Source organism: Dyella sp. 2HG41-7, from assembly GCF_021390675.1.
GTDB lineage: Bacteria > Pseudomonadota > Gammaproteobacteria > Xanthomonadales > Rhodanobacteraceae > Dyella_B.
Genome location: NZ_JAJEJV010000004.1, coordinates 2,642,133 through 2,658,276, shown reverse-complemented (window position 1 = coordinate 2,658,276; position 16,144 = coordinate 2,642,133). Strand labels below are relative to the sequence as shown.

The following is a 16,144-nucleotide window of genomic DNA, read 5'->3' as shown; positions in this document are numbered from 1 at the left end:
AGACGTCTTCTTTGGCGTGCTATTAGGGGCTTGAGTCGACCAGTACCAGCTCGGCATCTTCAAGCGCCTTCACTTCAAGCGCCGTCTCTTCGCGAATCGCAGCGCCGTCGCGTGCGTCGATACGGACGCCATTGACCTCTACTGCACCCTTGGCCGGTACGAGATAGGCATAACGCCGTTTGTCCAATGTGTAGTGAGCGGTTTCGCCAGCTTTGAGCGTCGCACCCAGCACGCGCGCATCCGTACGCAAGGGCAGGGCATCTGCATCGCCTTTGATGCCGCTAGCAAGCACGACGAAACGTCCGGAGCGGTCGCCAACGGGAAACGGCTTGGTGCCCCAGGACGGCGGACGACCGTGTTCGTCGGGAATGATCCAGATCTGGAAAATGCGCGTTGCGTCGGATTCCAGGTTGTACTCGCTATGCGTGATGCCGCTGCCTGCGCTCATGACTTGTACGTCGCCGGCGACGGTACGACCGTCGTTGCCCAGACTATCGCGGTGCGAAATGGCGCCTTCACGTACGTACGTGATGATTTCCATATCCGCGTGCGGATGCGGCGGAAAGCCGGTCTGCGCTGCAATGGTGTCGTCGTTCCACACGCGCAGCGCGCCCCAGCCCATGCGCTTGGCGTCGTTGTAACTGGAAAAGGAGAAATGATGCTTGGCCTTGAGCCAGCCGTGATCGGCTCCGCCAAGGCTATCGAAAGGACGCCGTTCGATCATGGGACACCTCATTAGCTATGGATCGCGCAAACATAAGGCCGTAGAGCCCCGTGCAGAACTACCGCCAGGGAAACAGTGTGTCGCCGGCTCAGCGTTGGCGGTACCCGCTCATTTCATGCCCTGCATCGTGTGCGAACGCCCGGTGCCATCGCGTGGAACTCATCGATATCACCGTGACAACTAGAAACGCCGCGGAAAAATTCAGTCGGCTGGGTTCGGCGTTGTGGCTGACGGCCATGGCGACCTTCAAAATCAAAGCGCCGGTGCACACCCCGACCGAAAGCATTAACTGCTGCAAGGTGGAATAAAAGCTATTGGCGGCGCTCATACGATCAGTGGGCACCGCTTCGTAAGCGATGGTGTTGTAAGCGGCGAACTGGAACGACATCACCAGGCCACAACCCATCAGCAAACCGAACATCAGCCAAAACGGCCAGTCGGCCCGAAAAAACGCGCAAACGGCGTAGCTCAGGCTTGCCAGCGCGCCGTTGTAGACCATGGCCCGGCGAAAGCCGATCCAGCGCAGCACGCGCGTCGTGAAGACGCGCGCCATCAAGGCGCCCAAGGAGATCGCCAGAATCAATTGGCCGCTGCGCAAGGCAGAAAAGCCAAGGCCGATCTGCAGCAGCAACGGCAGCAAGAAAGGCTGCGCTCCTTGCGTGATGCGCATCAGCGAGCCGGAAATAACGGAGAGGCGGAACGAATCGATGCGCAACAGCGTCAGGTCGACCGCCGGATTGATGCGACGCTTGGCGTGCTGCACATACACCAAGCACGAAACGGCGCCGACGGCGGTAAGCAGGATGGCGTTGCGCAGATTGGTGTTCTCGCCAAACAGTTCGAGCCCAAACAGCAGGCATCCCAAACCCACACTGCAAAGCGCGAAGCCCAGCCAATCAAAGCGAGCCGGCCGCGTCACCGTGTGCACGACCGGGATGAATCGTCGCACCAACCAGAAACCCAAAATACCGATGGGCACGTTGATGTAGAAAATCCAACGCCAATCGAGATATTGAACGATAAAGCCGCCCAGTGGCGGCCCGGCCATCGTGCCGAGAATGGCGGGAATCAGCGTCCACATCATCGACGACACCAGATGGCGTCGTTCCACCGTACGCAAAACCACCAGTCGACCGACGGGCGCCATCATCGCGCCGCCCGTGCCTTGCAACAGGCGTGCAGCCACCATCATCGGGAGGCTCTTGGTGAGCGAGCACAGAATCGAACCGATGATAAATACGACGATGGAGCTGTTGAAGACGCGCTTGGCGCCGAAGCGATCCGCAATCGCGCCGCTGACAGGAATCAGAATAGCCAGCGCCAACAGATAGCTGGTCACGGCCACGCTCATCGCCGGGGCGGAAACGTGGAAATCGCGCGCCATGGTGGGAAGGGCGGTGGCGAGCACCGTGCCGTCGACCTGCTCGAGGAAGATCGCGCAACCCACGATCAGAGATATGACGCGGTAATCGGGATAGACCGGCTGCGTAATGGCCGGTGCGTCAACCTTTTCCTCAGTCAACACGCTCACAAAGAGTTCCTGCAGCGGGCGCAACGTGCCTGAGCCAAAGTGGCAGGAATGTCGTAAACACCCAAGATGTGGGCGCATCGGGGGTGTGCGCCGCAACATGCTGCATTATTCGCTGGAGGCGAAGCGGCGACAAGAGCGTTTTTGCGAGGCCGTGCGCAAGAGTGTGGATGTCTTGCGGCTTGGAAGGTCTGTGCGTGGTTGTTATGGGTGTTGGGGCGAGGTTTACCCCTCCTCACCCCAGCCCTCTCCCCTTTGGGAAGAGGGCGCGATGCGGCGTCGATTCAGAGCGCTTCGAAAATACCGGCTGCGCCCATGCCGGTGCCGATGCACATGGTCACCATGCCATATTTCTGTTTGCGGCGACGCAGGCCGTGCACCAGGGTCGCCACGCGCACGGAGCCGGTCGCTCCGAGTGGATGGCCGAGCGCGATGGCGCCGCCGAGCGGATTCACCTTGGCGGTATCTAGGCCAAGGTCGCCGATTACGGCGAGCGCCTGTGCGGCAAACGCTTCGTTCAGTTCGATCCAATCGAGCTGATCCTGCGTGATGCCGGTGAGCTTGAGCGCTTTCGGAATCGCTTCCTTGGGACCGATGCCCATGATGTCCGGGCGCACGCCCGCTACGGAGTAGCCGACGAAGCGCGCTAGCGGGGTGAGGTTGTAGTCCTTGATCGCTTGTTCGCTGGCAAGGAGGATCGCGCCGGCGCCATCGGAGGTTTGCGACGAATTGCCTGCCGTCACCGAGCCGCCAAACTGGCCGTTACGGAACACTGTCTTCAGCTTGCCGAGCACTTCGGGCGTGCTGCCGGCGCGCGGACCTTCGTCGGTGTCGATCAGGCGGCTGTCGGTGACGATGCCGCGCGTGGCGAGGTCGGGGTAGTGATCGTCGAGCTGATACGGCGTGATTTCACTCTTGAACTCGCCCGCTTTGATCGCGGCGAGAGCGCGTTCATGGCTTTGCGCGGCGAACGTATCTTGCGCTTCGCGGGAAATCTTCCACTGCTTGGCCACGTTTTCGGCCGTGATGCCCATGCCGTAAGCGATGCCGATGTGCTCGTTGTCGAAGATGCCCGGATTCATGGCCACTTTGTGACCCATCATCGGCACCATGCTCATGCTCTCGGTGCCGCCGGCGATCATCAATTCGGCCTCACCCAGGCGAATGCGGTCGGCCGCCATCGCCACCGATTGCAGGCCGGACGAACAGAAACGATTGACGGTGACGCCGGGCACCGTGTCGGGCAGGCCGGCGAGCAGTAGGCCGATGCGCGCCACGTTCATGCCTTGCTCGGCTTCGGGCATGGCGCAGCCGATGATGACATCGCCGATGCGATGCGGATCGATGCCCGGCGCTTGCGCCATCACGGCACGGATTACGTGCGCGAGCATGTCGTCGGGACGCGTGTTGCGGAATACGCCGCGCGGCGCCTTGCCGACCGGCGTGCGGGTGGCGGCGACGATGTAGGCGTCTTGCACTTGCTTGGTCATGGTCTTTGCTCCGTGGCGTCGCGCACTGTGCAGCGACGCCGTTTGGTTTGTCGTCGTCCCGGCCAAAGCCGGGACCCAATGTCTTTGGTGGTGGGGCGACGAGCGCTTAGTTACGCAGCGGTTTACCGGTGGTCATGGTGTGGGCAATGCGCGCCTGCGTTTTTTCGGTTTGCGCAAGCTCCACAAAATGCTTGCGCTCCAACGCCAGCAACCACTCTTCATCCACCAGCGAGCCACGTTCAATCGCGCCGCCGCACAAGGTGTCGGCGATGCGCGTCGCGATCGCGACATCGTGTTCAGACGCGAAGTAACCGGCTTGCAAATTGGCGAGCGACGCCTTGAACGTCGCAGTACCCACATCGCCGGCAACCGGAACGCTGCGTGCGTACATCGGCGCGCGCCAGCCGCTTTCGGCCAGCGAACTTGCGACTTGCTTGGCGACATAAAGCAGTTCGTATGCATTGAAAACGACGATGTCGCTTTCGCGCAGCAACCCAAGTTGCTTGGCTTCCAATGCGCTGCCCGAAACTTTCGCCATCGCGACCGTTTCGAAGACTTTCTTCAATGCTTCGAACGGATCGGTCGGATTGGTTTGCGCGGCGCGCACTGCCAGTTCATGCAAGCCACCGCCGGCCGGCAACAAACCCACGCCGGCTTCGACCAGGCCGATATAGCTTTCCAGCGCGGCGACGGTGCGTGCGGAATGCATCTGAAATTCGCAGCCGCCACCGAGCGCGAGACCGCGCACCGCAGCAACCACCGGCACCAAGGCATGCTTGATACGCATGCTGGTGCGCTGGAAGTTGGCGACCATCGCTTCGAAATCTTTGATCTTGCCCGCTTGCAGTAAACCCAGTGCGCCCTTCAAATCGGCGCCGGCGGAGAACGGCTCGTTGGTCTGCCAGATCACCACCGCTTTGAGCTTTTCTTCGGCAATACCGATTGCGTGCTGGATACCGTCGAGCACCTGATCGTTGACCGTGTTCATCTTGGTCTTGAACGAGATGATGCCGACGTTATCGTCGCCCAGCGTCCACAAGCGGATGCCGTCGTTTTCCCACACCGTGGCGCCTTGATCGAAGCGCTCGCCAAGAATGGCGTCCGGGAACAATTGACGCTGATAGACCGGATGCTGCGAACGCGGCTTGTCGGCATTGGCGGCTGCGGAGTACGAACCGTTCTTGCCGTGCACGCCCGTGCGGCCGTCCGTCACCCACTTCGGCAGCGGCGCCTTGCTCATCGCTTTGCCGGCGTCGATGTCTTCTTGAATCCAGGTCGCCACCTGCTGCCAGCCCGCGGCTTGCCAGGTTTCGAACGGCCCCAGTTTCCAGCCGTAGCCCCAGCGGATGGCGAAGTCGACATCGCGCGCCGTGTCGGCGATATCGGCCAGGTGATAAGCGGTGTAGTGGAACAGATCGCGGAACGTTGCCCACAAGAATTGCGCTTGCGGATCGCTGGACGCGCGCAGCTTGCCGAACTTTTCAGCGGGATCTTTAATCGCAAGAATCGCCGCGACTTCGTCCGAGGCTTTTTGCTCGGAGGGACGGTAGTCGCGCTTGGCGACATCCAGCACCACGATATCTTTACCGGCCTTGCGATAGAAACCAGCGCCGGTCTTTTGGCCCAGCGCGCCTTGTTCAATAAGGCCGCTCAACCAAACGGGAGCCTTGAAGTACTCGTGCCACGGATCGTCGGCGAGCGTATCGGCCATGGTCTTGATGACGTGCGCCATGGTGTCCAGACCCACGACGTCAGCCGTGCGATAGGTGGCGCTCTTGGGGCGCCCGATCGCCGGGCCGGTCAGCGCATCGACCGTATCGAAACCGAGTTTGAATTGTTCGGTGTGATACATCGTGGCCAGCATCGAAAACACGCCGATGCGGTTGCCGATGAAGTTCGGCGTGTCCTTCGCGTACACCACGCCTTTGCCGACGGTGGTGGTCAGGAACGCTTCCAGGCCTTCGAGCACCTTGGTATCCGTCAACTTGGTCGGAATCAGCTCGACCAAATGCATGTAACGCGGCGGATTGAAGAAATGAACGCCGGTAAAGCGATGGCGCATTTCTTCGGGCAACGCTTCGGCCAGGCCGTTGATCGACAGGCCCGAGGTATTGCTAGCAAGAACGGCGGTCGGCGACACATGCGGAGCGATCTTCTTGTAGAGATCCAGCTTCCAGTCCATGCGTTCGGCGATCGCCTCGATGACCAGGTCGACGTCTTTCAACTCGTCCAGGTTATCGTCGTAGTTGGCCGGGATGATCGCGGCGGCGCGGGTGCTGTCGGCTAACGGAGCCGGCGACAGCTTTTTGAGATTCTCGATGGCCTTCAACGCAATGCCGCTCTTCGGACCATCTTTGGCGGGCAGGTCGAACAGTACGGTTTCGACGTTGGCGTTGGTCAGGTGCGCAGCGATCTGCGCGCCCATGACGCCGGCGCCGAGCACCGCGGCCTTGCGGATGCGTAGCGCCGACTTCGGTTGGGATGGAGCGGTCATTGGCTTCTCCGTAAGTACGAATGCGTGAAATGAACAAAAGCAGGGTGCGACAGGCGCGTGGCCTGCCGATGACAAGGAATCAGGGCGCCCGCAGGCCGGCGGCGGCGAAGCGGATCAGGTGCTCGGCGGTCTGTTCGCGATGGGTGATTTCGCTGACATCGCTCTTGCGCTGGATGATGCCGAAGCCCGACATGGCGTGAGTCAGGGCGCCGGTGACCAGGTCGATCCGCCAATAGAGCTCTTCCTTGCTGAGCTGCGGCAGCAGACGCGCAAATTCGACGGTGAACTGGCGCATCACATGGCCGTAGTTCTCGGATAGGAATTTGCGCAGGCTGTCGTCGTGCTCGGCGAATGCCCGGGCAAGCACGCGCATAAACAAGCCGCCGCCGCCGTCGTGTGAGAGGTCCAGGGCAGGGCGGATAAAGGCCGCCAGCACGTCCTCCAACGAGGTTTCCGATTGGGAGGCAACCTGCTTCAAAGCCGCAAGACGACGGGCGTTGAGCTGGTCCAGGCGGCGTTTGAAGACCTGTTCGACCAGGTGGTCTTTCGAGCCGAAGTGGTAGTTCACGGCGGCCAGGTTCACGCCGGCGGCGGCGGTGAGCTGGCGTAGCGAAGCACCTTCGAAACCGCGCTGAGCGAACAAGGCTTCGGCGGCGGTGAGGATGCGTTCCTTCGTAGAAGCGGAGCTATTCACGGGTACGCCCAATCGAGTGGAATCAAACGATCGTTTGAGCATACGCGCGGGCGGCTGGGAGAGTCAAACGATCGTTTAGACGATGCCCAAGCCGGGTTGCTTATGGGTTAGAATCTGTCAAACTTTCGTGAGCTAAATCCCCGTTTCGGGACGCATTTAGCTCTACATTTCAATCCGACGTGAAGTCGGATCGCCTTTTCTTACACAGCCCGTTTACGTGGAGTCGACGCATGGCGCTGGAGCGCACCCTTTCCATTATCAAACCCGATGCCGTTGCCAAGAATGTCGTCGGCGAAATCCTTGCACGCTTCGAAAAGGCGGGCCTGAAAGTCGTTGCAGCGAAAATGAAGCATCTTTCGCGTAAAGAGGCGGAAGGTTTTTATGCCGTGCATCGCGAACGTCCGTTCTTCAATGCGCTCGTGGAGTTCATGATTTCCGGTCCGGTCATGATTCAAGTGCTGCAAGGTGACAATGCGATTCTCAAGAATCGCGAACTGATGGGCGCAACCAATCCGAAGGATGCTGCTAAAGGCACCATTCGCGCCGACTTCGCCGACTCGATCGATGCGAATGCCGTGCACGGTTCGGACGCCGCTGAAACCGCCGCTGTCGAAATCGCTTATTTCTTCGCGGCAACCGAAGTCTTCCCGCGTTGAGATAGCACGACAGTGAACCAGGTGGAAAAAGTCAATTTGCTCGATTTTGATCGCCAGGGGCTGCGCGAATTTTTCGCGCAGCTTGGCGAGAAGCCGTATCGCGCCGAGCAGGTGATGAAATGGATGTATCACCATCTGGAAGACAAGTTCGAAAACATGACCGACGTGGGCAAAGCGCTGCGCGCCAAGCTCGAAGCTACGTGCTACGTCGGTCCTCCTAATACGCTGTTCGATAAAGGCGCCGTGGACGGCACCCACAAATGGCTATTAGGCATGGACGGCGGCAACGCCGTCGAAGCCGTTTATATCCCCGAGCCTACGCGCGGCACGCTGTGCGTATCTTCGCAGGTGGGTTGCGGGCTGAACTGCCAGTTTTGCTCGACGGCGACGCAGGGCTTCAATCGCAATCTCGCCACGTCCGAAATCATCGGGCAGATGTGGGTGGCCGCGAAGCATTTGGGCAACGTGACGCATCAGAATCGCCGCATCACCAACGTGGTGATGATGGGCATGGGCGAGCCGCTGCTCAATTTCGACAACGTCGTAAAGGCCATGAGCCTGATGCGCGACGATCTCGGCTTCGGTCTTGCGTCCAAGCGCGTGACGTTGTCGACTGCCGGCCTCGTGCCGATGATCGACAAGTTGTCCGAAAGCATCGACGTGTCGTTGGCCGTATCGCTGCACGCGGCGAACGATGAGCTGCGCACCGAACTGGTTCCGCTCAACAAGCGGTTTCCGATCGCCGAACTCGTCGCTGCATGTCAGCGCTGGATCGCGCGCAAGCCGCGTACGTCCATCACGTTCGAATACACGTTGATGAAGGGCGTGAACGATCAGCCCGAGCATGCGCGCCAGTTGATCAAACTGATGCGTCGTTTGCCCACGTGCAAAGTCAATCTGATTCCTTTCAATCCGTTCCCGGGCACCCGCTTTGAGCGCTCCGAGCCGGAAGTCATTCGCGCCTTCCAGACGCAACTGCTCAACGCGAACATCCTGACCATGTTGCGTCGTACTCGCGGCGATGACATCGATGCCGCGTGCGGACAGTTGAAAGGGCAGGTGTTGGATCGGACGCGCCGACAGGCGGAATTCCGCAAACGACTGGACGATGGAGCGGCACATGCGGCGTAAACGGGTCTTGGTGGCGGCATGTCTGATGGTTTCCCTCGCGGGTTGCCATCGCGGGATGTATGTTCCGCCGCCGCCGCCCGAACCCACGTTGCCTGCCCAGTCCAAAGCAGAAAAAGCCCAGAGCGCCGCCGATGTGCATACGCGCCTGTCGCAGCATTACATCGAGATCGGCGATCTTCAGGGCGCGCTTGAGAAAGTGAAAATCGCCGTGACCGAAGACCCGACCTATGTCCCCGCGCAAACGGTGATGGCTTACATTTACGAGCGCATCGACGATTTGCCGAACGCGGAAATCCATTACCGTCGCGCGCAAGCACTTTCGCCCGACAAGGGCGACGTGAATAACAACTTGGGACAATTCTTGTGCCGCGAAGGCAAGGCGCCGGAATCGTTCGCGTATTTTTCCAAAGCGTTGCAAGATCCGTTCTATAAAACGCCGGACGTAGCCCTGACCAATCAGGGCGTATGCCAACTTAAGTTGAACGACAACGTCAGTGCCGAAGCAAATTTCAGGCAGGCCGTTAAGCGCAATCCGAATAACGCCGATGCGCTGTTGCAACTGACCAACGTCCTGTATTTGAATCACGACTATTTTCACGCCAGCGCTTTTTTGCAGCGCTTCGACGCGTTGGGTCAGTCGACGCCGGCTTCGCTGAAGCTCGGCTACGAAATCGAATATCACTTGGGCAACAAGGATGCCGCCCAGAACTACGGCAAACGGCTAATTAGTCAGTTCCCGGATTCGGAACAGGCGCAAGCCCTCACTGAAACAGTACGCCCATGATTTCTGAGCAGTCCAATCCGGCGACGCAGGGTGAACTCCTCCCCAACGCGTCTGCTTCGACGGCAGCGAACATGGAACAGAATGCTGCTGAATTTCGCTTCAACGAGGCTCCTGGCTTTGGAACTCGTTTGAGAGCGGCGCGCGAAGCGCGCGGCGTCGATATCGAATCCTGCGGTCACGCATTGCGTCTGCCTGTACGCGTGCTGCGCCAGCTGGAAGCCAACGATTTCAGCGGCATCGACTATCAGGTTTACCTCGAAAATTACCTGCGCAAATACGCCCGCTATCTGGAGATCGACGACGTCGAGATCGAATCGGCCGTCAGCAAACTCAGGCCTGCGCAGCCCAAGCTGGTGGCGACCGGCGGCATCTCGCATTCGCGTTATTTGCTCGATCGCTACGCCACCGCGGCCACCTATGTGGTGCTGACCCTGGTGATCGCTGTGCCGACGGTTTGGCTTGGCATGCGCGGCACGCTTTCTCGCGATATGAGCCATCTGTCGCCGCTCGACGCGACACCGGTTGCGCAGCAAGATGCGCCGCCGGCGCCAACGCCGCCGCCGTCGAATGCTGCGGCAAAAACCGACGCAAGCACAACGTCTGTTGCGCAAGCCGCTCCGGCAGCGCCGGCCGCCGCAACGTCCGCATCGCGTTCGGCGTCCGAGCAACCGTTGTTGGCATCGATGGTGCCGGTGCCCAGTCTCGACAGCGATGTCGCCATCTCGTCGCCCACCACCGCTAACCCATCCGTCGCGGCCAGCGGAAGTGGTGCGCACAGTGTCACGTTGAACTTGCCCAGCGCCAGCTGGGTTGAAGTGATCGGCAAGGACGGTTCGCGTCTGGAGTACGGCATCCTGCCGGCCGGCACCGACAAGACCTATCACAGCGATCAGCCGCTCGAAGTGCGCATCGGCAACGCAACGGGCGCGCAGGTGAGCATCGATGGACAGCCTGTGACGCTAGATCCCTATCGCCACTCCAACGTCGCGCATTTCCGCGTCGACATTCAGGATGGCAAGGCCGCTCCTGCGGGGGCTTAAGAGCCCGTCTACGCGACGATCGTAGGCAGGTTCAGTAGCCTTCACCCCCCTGCAATCGGTTATGCTTGCGCATTGCCCGCCCGCGAGGCCGGGCAATGCCGGCTGTCGCCGGATCGCGGCGGCTCCAGAACACCCTTTGTGACGCCTCTTGGCGTTTTTTTGCGATACGGTGATTGCATGGCATTTGATGCTTACGACGACTACGAACAGAGCGAACGCGTACAAAAGTGGCTGCGGCAGAATGGCCTGTCGATCGCTGTGGGTGTCGTCATCGGCTTGATCGCCATCTTCGGATATCAGCAGTGGCGCAACCATCGCGTTGCACACCAGACCGCGGCGTCGGGCATCTATCAACAACTGCAAGGCATCGTCGATTCAGGCAACGCCAACGCCATCGATGTTCTCACCCAGCAATTGATGAAGGACTACGCGGATACACCGTACGCGTTATTCGCCGTCAGCGACCGCGCGCGCCGCCAGGTCGAAGACAAACAGCTGGACAAAGCGCTCGATTCGCTCGCCTGGGCCGAGCAGCATGCGCCGAGCCCGGAATTGAAAGCGCTCGTGGAACTGCGCATCGCGCACGTGCAGCTCGCCAAGGGCAACGCCCAAGAGGCGCTGAGCGCGCTCGACCGCATGCCGGCCAACAGCTACGCGATCGAAGCTCAGGAACTACGCGGCGATGTGCTGGTCAAGCTTGGACGGCAGGACGACGCGCTCAAGGCTTACCAAGCTGCCGTGAAAGCCATGGGGCCGCAGGTGTCGCCGGATAATGAAGTGCAAATGAAAATCGACGATCTGGCCACGGCCGGGAAGCAGGGTGCATGAAACGTTTTTGGCTGATCGTATTGACGGGTTCGGTGGTCGCTCTGGCGGGCTGCCATTCCTTCAAGAAAGAAAACATCCAGCCGCCGACTCCGCTGGCGAAAGATTTCAAGCCGACCGTTCAGACCACGCGCGTCTGGAAATCGAGCATCGGTAAAGGCGCAGGCGTAAGCGGCGTGCGTATGCAGCCCACTGTGGTGGATGGCGTGCTTTATGCCGCCAGCACTGACGGCGACGTCGGCGCGTTCGATGCCAATACCGGCAAGACGCTTTGGGAAAAGAAGAGCCGCACGCACGGCTGGTTCGGCTGGGGCGACAAGAAGCGCTCGGATGCGTTTTACTCCGGCGGTCCGGCGGTTGCCGGCGATCTGCTCGTAATCGGCACGCTCGACGGGCACGTCTATGGCCTGAACGTCAAAGACGGTAGCCAGCGCTGGGTTAGCACGCTGCCTTCGGAAGTCATCGATTCGCCGGTTATCGCTGGCGCACTCACCATCGTTCGTACGCAGGATGGTCGCGTGTACGGCCTGGACAGCGGCACCGGCGAGCGTCGCTGGGTGAACGATCAAGGCAACGTGCCGCTGTTGAGCCTGCGCGGTAATGGTCCCTTGCTGGTGACCAATGGCGTGGTGTTTTTCGGTAGCGACGACGGCAAGTTGAACGCGCTGCGCCAGGACAACGGCGAAAAGATTTGGGAGCAGAAGCTCTCGACCGGCGAAGGTCGTACGGATATCGATCGCATGAACGATGCCGACGGCGCCATCATGATCGACGGAAGCACACTTTACGCGTCGGCGTATCACGGCAATCTCACCGCCGTGGATGGTCCCAGCGGCCGTCCGCTGTGGGCGCGTCCCTTCTCCACGTATACGTCGATGGCCGGCGCGGGCAACAGCTTGTTCGGCGTCAACACCGACTCGCAAGTCTGGGCGTTCGACAAGAGCAGCGGCGCCGACATGTGGAAGAACGACGATCTCAAGTACCGCTGGCTGACCTCGCCGGCCGTGCAGGGCAACTATGTGGTGGTCGGCGATATCGACGGCTACGTGCATTGGCTGCAAACGGGCGACGGCGCACTCGCCGGTCGCGAGCGTCTTTCCAAGAAAGCCATTCGTGCCCAGCCGGTAGTGGCGGGTGACCTGGTTTACGTCGAAGACGTGAAAGGTCACATCGCCGCTTATCGCCTTGGTGCGAAGTAATTACTGGAACCATGTTTCGTGCTGCCCGTCATCGCCCTGGTCGGTCGTCCCAACGTCGGTAAATCGACCCTCTTCAATGCGTTGACGCGCAGCCGCGACGCCCTGGTGGCCGATATGCCGGGCGTCACGCGCGATCGCCACTACGGTATCTGCCGTATTGGCGCGCGTCCTTTTGTAGTCGTCGACACCGGCGGCCTTTCCGGCGTCGAAGAAGGTCTCGACGCATTGACTGCGCAACAAGTGCGCCTTGCCATCAGTGAGGCGCAGGCGCTGGTTTTCGTGGTCGATGCGCGCGACGGTTTGTTGCCGCAAGATCGCAGCATCCTCGCGGAGCTCCGTCGCAGCGGAAAACCGATCATCGCCGCGATCAACAAAACCGACGGCTTGGAAGTGCAGGACGCCTTAGCCGAATTTTCGTCCTTCGGCATTGCGCAAACCTTGCCGCTGTCCGCTGCGCACAATCGCGGCACCGAAGAACTGATTGGCTCGGTGTTGTCGCTGCTGCCCGAAGACGTGCACGAAGAACTCGCGCCCGACGACAACGACAGCATTCGCGTCGCTATCGTCGGACGTCCGAATGCCGGCAAATCCACCTTGATCAATCGCCTGCTCGGCGAGGATCGCCTTATCGTTTCGGATGTCGCCGGGACCACCCGCGATCCCATCCGCGTGCCGCTGGAGCGCGACGGCAAGCGCTACACCCTGATCGATACCGCGGGCGTGCGCCGCAGGGCGCGTGTCGAAGAAGCCGTGGAGAAATTCAGCGTCATCAAGACGCTGCAATCGGTGGCTGCCGCACAAGTCGTCGTCGTTATGATCGATGCGCGCGAAAATCTTGCCGACCAGGATCTAACGCTGATCGGCCACGTGCTCGACGAGGGCAAGGCGCTGGTCATCGCCGTTAATAAATGGGACGACATGGATCCGTATCAGCGCGAACAATGCCAGCGTGCATTGGAGCGTCGACTCGGTTTCGTGGAATGGGCCAAACAAGTCTTTATTTCCGCGTTGCACGGCTCGGGTCTGCGCGAATTAATGCGTGCGATCGTACGCGCGCACGTCTCGGCGACGCGCGAGCTGACCACATCCGACCTCACGCGCACGTTGGAACGCGCTTATGAAGGCTACCAGCCGCCGCTGGTACGCGGACACGCGCCGAAGCTGCGATTTGCGCACCCGGGTGGCAGCAATCCGCCGACTGTGATTATTCACGGCAGCCGCACCAAGCACATCGCGCCGGCGTATCGTCGTTATCTGGAAAACTTCTTCAGGCAGCGCTACAAGCTCGAAGGTACGCCGATCCGCATCGATTTCCGTGATACCGAAAATCCGTTCGCGGGCAAAAAGAATGTGTTGACCGAAGGGCAGCAGCGCAAGCGTCAGCGCATGATTCGCGAGATGAAGCGGCGCAAAAAGTAAGTTTTTAACGCCTTTTTCGACGTCGAAGAGGGTGCTATGCCGGCGAGCTACACTAGACAGATGAACGCTCCCCTCGACCGCGAGTCCTGGCTGACCTCGTTGCGCGAACGCGTAACCGAATTATCGCCCGCGGACGCGCTTCTCAAACAGGCACAGGGCGCATTGTTGATCGACGTGCGCGAAGACAACGAACGCGCTGCGGGTTCGCCCGTCGGCGCCGTGGGCTTGTCGCGCGGGTACCTCGAGTTGCGCATCGAAGAGATCGAACCCAACCGCGACCGTGTCGTGCTTGCCCTTTGCGGAAGCGGTCGACGTTCTTTGCTTGCCGCCGAAACGCTTCAGCGAATGGGATATCGCTTCGTCGCTTCCGTAGTGGGTGGCTTTGAACGCTGGAAGACGGAAGGTTTGCCGATCAGCGCCGGTCAACTCGATACTGATACTGCGGAACGTTACGCACGCCAATTGCGACTACCGCAAGTTGGCGAAGCCGGTCAGCTTAAACTCGCGCAGGCCAGGGTCGCGTTGTTGGGCGCCGGCGGTCTAGGTGCGCCTGCGGCGCTATACCTTGCGGCAGCGGGAGTAGGGCGGCTCACGCTGATCGACGACGATCGCGTCGAGCGTTCCAATTTGCATCGACAAGTCATCCATGCGGATGCGCGCGTCGGCATGGCGAAAACCGAATCGGCCCGCATGACGCTGACGGCGCTCAATCCGCGCGTGAACGTTGAACTGCGTCAAGAACGCCTGCGTGCGGACAATGTCGAGCGTTTGCTCGAAGGTCACAATCTGATCGTCGACGGCGCGGATAATTTTCCCGCGCGTTATTTGCTGGCAGCCGCCACGCGGCGTTTGAGCATGCCGATGGTTTACGGCGCGGTCGAACGGTTTACCGGACAGGTCAGCGTGTTCGATCCGCGGCGCAGCGATTCGCCTTGCTATCGCTGCCTGTTCCCCGAACCGCCCGCTGCCGAAGACGCACCCAATTGCAGTGAGGCTGGCGTGCTGGGCGTGTTGCCGGGCATTGTCGGGCTGTTGCAGGCCACCGAGGCGCTGAAGCTAATCCTCGGTATCGGCGAGCCCTTGGTCGGGCGGCTGCTGTCGTTCGACGCGCTGAGCATGCGTTTCCGGGAAACCAGGCTCCCACGCGATCCGGCTTGCCCGGGCTGCGGATCGGCCGCCGTCTTCGCTGGCTATGAAGATATCGAGCGCTTCTGCGCAGCTCACTGACTGTTGGACGCAAACAAAGCATGGCGAGCCGGCTCGCAAGCCACGATAATGTGCGCTACGAAGGCCAGGGCACACCATGAGCGCACGCATACTCGACGGTAAACGCATCGCACAGGAAGTGCTGGATCGCATCGCCAAGCGCGTCAGCGAGCGGAAGGCTCAGGGCAAGGAGGAGCCTGGCCTGGCTGTCGTACTCGTCGGCACTGATGCGGCGTCTTCCGTTTATGTGCGCAACAAGCGCAAAGCCTGTCATCAAGTGGGATTTCGATCCTACGACTACGATCTGCCGGCCACCGCCACGCAAGAAGAACTGTTCGCGTTGATCGACAGGCTCAACGCCGATCCAGCCGTGCACGGCATCCTGGTGCAGTCGCCTTTGCCGGATCACATCGATGAAGATGCTTTGGTCGATCGCATCGATCCCGATAAAGATGTCGACGGCTTTCAGGCCGTCAACGTTGGCCGTCTTGCGTTGCGTCGCTTTGGCCTGCGTCCGTGCACACCGCGCGGCGTGATGACCTTGCTGGGTCACACCGACCGACCGGTGCGCGGACAGCACGCGGTCGTGGTGGGCGTTTCCAACCACGTGGGTCGCCCGTTGGCGCTGGAGTTGTTGATCGCCGGCTGCACCACCACGTGTTGCCATCGCTTTACCCGCGATCTGGAAACCTATGTTCGCCAGGCCGATATCTTGGTGGTCGCTGTCGGCAAGCCGGGTCTTGTGAAAGGCGAATGGATCAAGTCCGGCGCCGTAGTGGTGGACGTCGGCATCAATCGCTTGGACGACGGGCGTCTCGTCGGTGACGTGGATTTCGATATCGCCGCGCAACGCGCAAGCTGGATCACGCCGGTTCCTGGCGGCGTTGGACCGATGACCGTGGCCACGTTGATGGAAAACACCTTGGAAGCCGCCGAAGCGCGCAGCTGACGGCG

14 protein-coding genes are annotated in these 16,144 nt (G+C 60.6%); 9 read left to right on the top strand and 5 right to left on the bottom strand.

Annotation, left to right across the window (positions count from 1 at the left end):
* Positions 1 to 22 precede the first annotated feature (22 nt).
* From L0U79_RS13180 to L0U79_RS13160, 5 genes are all read right to left on the bottom strand, one after another.
* Complete coding sequence (locus tag L0U79_RS13180; RefSeq protein WP_233842732.1) at positions 23 to 724, bottom strand: pirin family protein; 702 nt, start codon at positions 722 to 724, stop codon at positions 23 to 25.
* Positions 725 to 812: 88 nt separating this feature from the next.
* Complete coding sequence (locus L0U79_RS13175) at positions 813 to 2,255, bottom strand: DHA2 family efflux MFS transporter permease subunit (RefSeq protein WP_233842731.1); 1,443 nt, start codon at positions 2,253 to 2,255, stop codon at positions 813 to 815.
* Positions 2,256 to 2,536: 281 nt separating this feature from the next.
* A complete protein-coding gene (locus L0U79_RS13170; protein WP_233842730.1) occupies positions 2,537 to 3,742 on the bottom strand; it encodes an acetyl-CoA C-acyltransferase in 1,206 nt (401 codons plus the stop codon).
* A 106-nt stretch (positions 3,743 to 3,848) separates the two neighbouring features.
* A complete protein-coding gene (locus L0U79_RS13165; protein WP_233842729.1) occupies positions 3,849 to 6,236 on the bottom strand; it encodes a 3-hydroxyacyl-CoA dehydrogenase/enoyl-CoA hydratase family protein in 2,388 nt (795 codons plus the stop codon).
* Positions 6,237 to 6,315: 79 nt separating this feature from the next.
* Positions 6,316 to 6,972 (bottom strand): TetR/AcrR family transcriptional regulator, encoded by a 657-nt coding sequence (locus tag L0U79_RS13160; protein ID WP_233842728.1) that lies wholly within the window; start codon positions 6,970 to 6,972, stop codon positions 6,316 to 6,318.
* A 188-nt stretch (positions 6,973 to 7,160) separates the two neighbouring features.
* On the opposite strand from L0U79_RS13160, the gene ndk reads away from it, so the two are divergent.
* From ndk to folD, 9 genes are all read left to right on the top strand, one after another.
* Complete coding sequence (ndk, locus tag L0U79_RS13155; RefSeq protein ID WP_233842727.1) at positions 7,161 to 7,586, top strand: nucleoside-diphosphate kinase; 426 nt, start codon at positions 7,161 to 7,163, stop codon at positions 7,584 to 7,586.
* Between the two features lie 12 nt (positions 7,587 to 7,598).
* On the top strand, positions 7,599 to 8,717 hold the full coding sequence (gene rlmN, locus L0U79_RS13150; RefSeq protein WP_233842726.1) for a 23S rRNA (adenine(2503)-C(2))-methyltransferase RlmN: 1,119 nt from the start codon (positions 7,599 to 7,601) through the stop codon (positions 8,715 to 8,717).
* Positions 8,707 to 9,501, top strand: coding sequence for a type IV pilus biogenesis/stability protein PilW (pilW, locus tag L0U79_RS13145; protein WP_233842725.1), 795 nt, complete (start codon positions 8,707 to 8,709; stop codon positions 9,499 to 9,501). The genes rlmN and pilW overlap by 11 nt, the downstream gene beginning before the upstream one ends.
* A 71-nt stretch (positions 9,502 to 9,572) precedes the next feature.
* Positions 9,573 to 10,541 carry a helix-turn-helix domain-containing protein gene (locus tag L0U79_RS13140; RefSeq protein ID WP_233842724.1) on the top strand — a complete coding sequence of 323 codons (969 nt, stop codon included), beginning with the start codon at positions 9,573 to 9,575 and terminating at the stop codon, positions 10,539 to 10,541.
* A 177-nt stretch (positions 10,542 to 10,718) separates the two neighbouring features.
* Complete coding sequence (locus tag L0U79_RS13135; RefSeq protein ID WP_233842723.1) at positions 10,719 to 11,369, top strand: tetratricopeptide repeat protein; 651 nt, start codon at positions 10,719 to 10,721, stop codon at positions 11,367 to 11,369.
* Positions 11,366 to 12,565, top strand: coding sequence for an outer membrane protein assembly factor BamB (bamB, locus tag L0U79_RS13130; protein ID WP_233842722.1), 1,200 nt, complete (start codon positions 11,366 to 11,368; stop codon positions 12,563 to 12,565). The genes L0U79_RS13135 and bamB overlap by 4 nt, the downstream gene beginning before the upstream one ends.
* Before the next feature lie 18 nt (positions 12,566 to 12,583).
* Positions 12,584 to 13,984 carry a ribosome biogenesis GTPase Der gene (gene der, locus L0U79_RS13125; protein WP_233842721.1) on the top strand — a complete coding sequence of 467 codons (1,401 nt, stop codon included), beginning with the start codon at positions 12,584 to 12,586 and terminating at the stop codon, positions 13,982 to 13,984.
* Between the two features lie 60 nt (positions 13,985 to 14,044).
* Positions 14,045 to 15,211 carry a molybdopterin-synthase adenylyltransferase MoeB gene (gene moeB / locus L0U79_RS13120; RefSeq protein WP_233842720.1) on the top strand — a complete coding sequence of 389 codons (1,167 nt, stop codon included), beginning with the start codon at positions 14,045 to 14,047 and terminating at the stop codon, positions 15,209 to 15,211.
* Positions 15,212 to 15,287: 76 nt separating this feature from the next.
* Complete coding sequence (folD, locus tag L0U79_RS13115) at positions 15,288 to 16,139, top strand: bifunctional methylenetetrahydrofolate dehydrogenase/methenyltetrahydrofolate cyclohydrolase FolD (protein WP_233842719.1); 852 nt, start codon at positions 15,288 to 15,290, stop codon at positions 16,137 to 16,139.
* The last annotated feature ends 5 nt before the right edge of the window (positions 16,140 to 16,144 follow it).

What these genes read in the sequence shown, in the direction of transcription:
- L0U79_RS13160 (WP_233842728.1), bottom strand. Translation starts at nt 6,972, where the DNA reads ATGCTCAAACGATCGTTTGATTCCACTCGATTGGGCGTACCCGTGAAT.
- ndk (WP_233842727.1), top strand. Translation starts at nt 7,161, where the DNA reads ATGGCGCTGGAGCGCACCCTTTCCATTATCAAACCCGATGCCGTTGCC.
- L0U79_RS13180 (WP_233842732.1), bottom strand. Translation starts at nt 724, where the DNA reads ATGATCGAACGGCGTCCTTTCGATAGCCTTGGCGGAGCCGATCACGGC.
- bamB (WP_233842722.1), top strand. Translation starts at nt 11,366, where the DNA reads ATGAAACGTTTTTGGCTGATCGTATTGACGGGTTCGGTGGTCGCTCTG.
- L0U79_RS13165 (WP_233842729.1), bottom strand. Translation starts at nt 6,236, where the DNA reads ATGACCGCTCCATCCCAACCGAAGTCGGCGCTACGCATCCGCAAGGCC.
- moeB (WP_233842720.1), top strand. Translation starts at nt 14,045, where the DNA reads ATGAACGCTCCCCTCGACCGCGAGTCCTGGCTGACCTCGTTGCGCGAA.
- pilW (WP_233842725.1), top strand. Translation starts at nt 8,707, where the DNA reads ATGCGGCGTAAACGGGTCTTGGTGGCGGCATGTCTGATGGTTTCCCTC.
- L0U79_RS13170 (WP_233842730.1), bottom strand. Translation starts at nt 3,742, where the DNA reads ATGACCAAGCAAGTGCAAGACGCCTACATCGTCGCCGCCACCCGCACG.
- folD (WP_233842719.1), top strand. Translation starts at nt 15,288, where the DNA reads ATGAGCGCACGCATACTCGACGGTAAACGCATCGCACAGGAAGTGCTG.
- L0U79_RS13135 (WP_233842723.1), top strand. Translation starts at nt 10,719, where the DNA reads ATGGCATTTGATGCTTACGACGACTACGAACAGAGCGAACGCGTACAA.
- L0U79_RS13140 (WP_233842724.1), top strand. Translation starts at nt 9,573, where the DNA reads ATGGAACAGAATGCTGCTGAATTTCGCTTCAACGAGGCTCCTGGCTTT.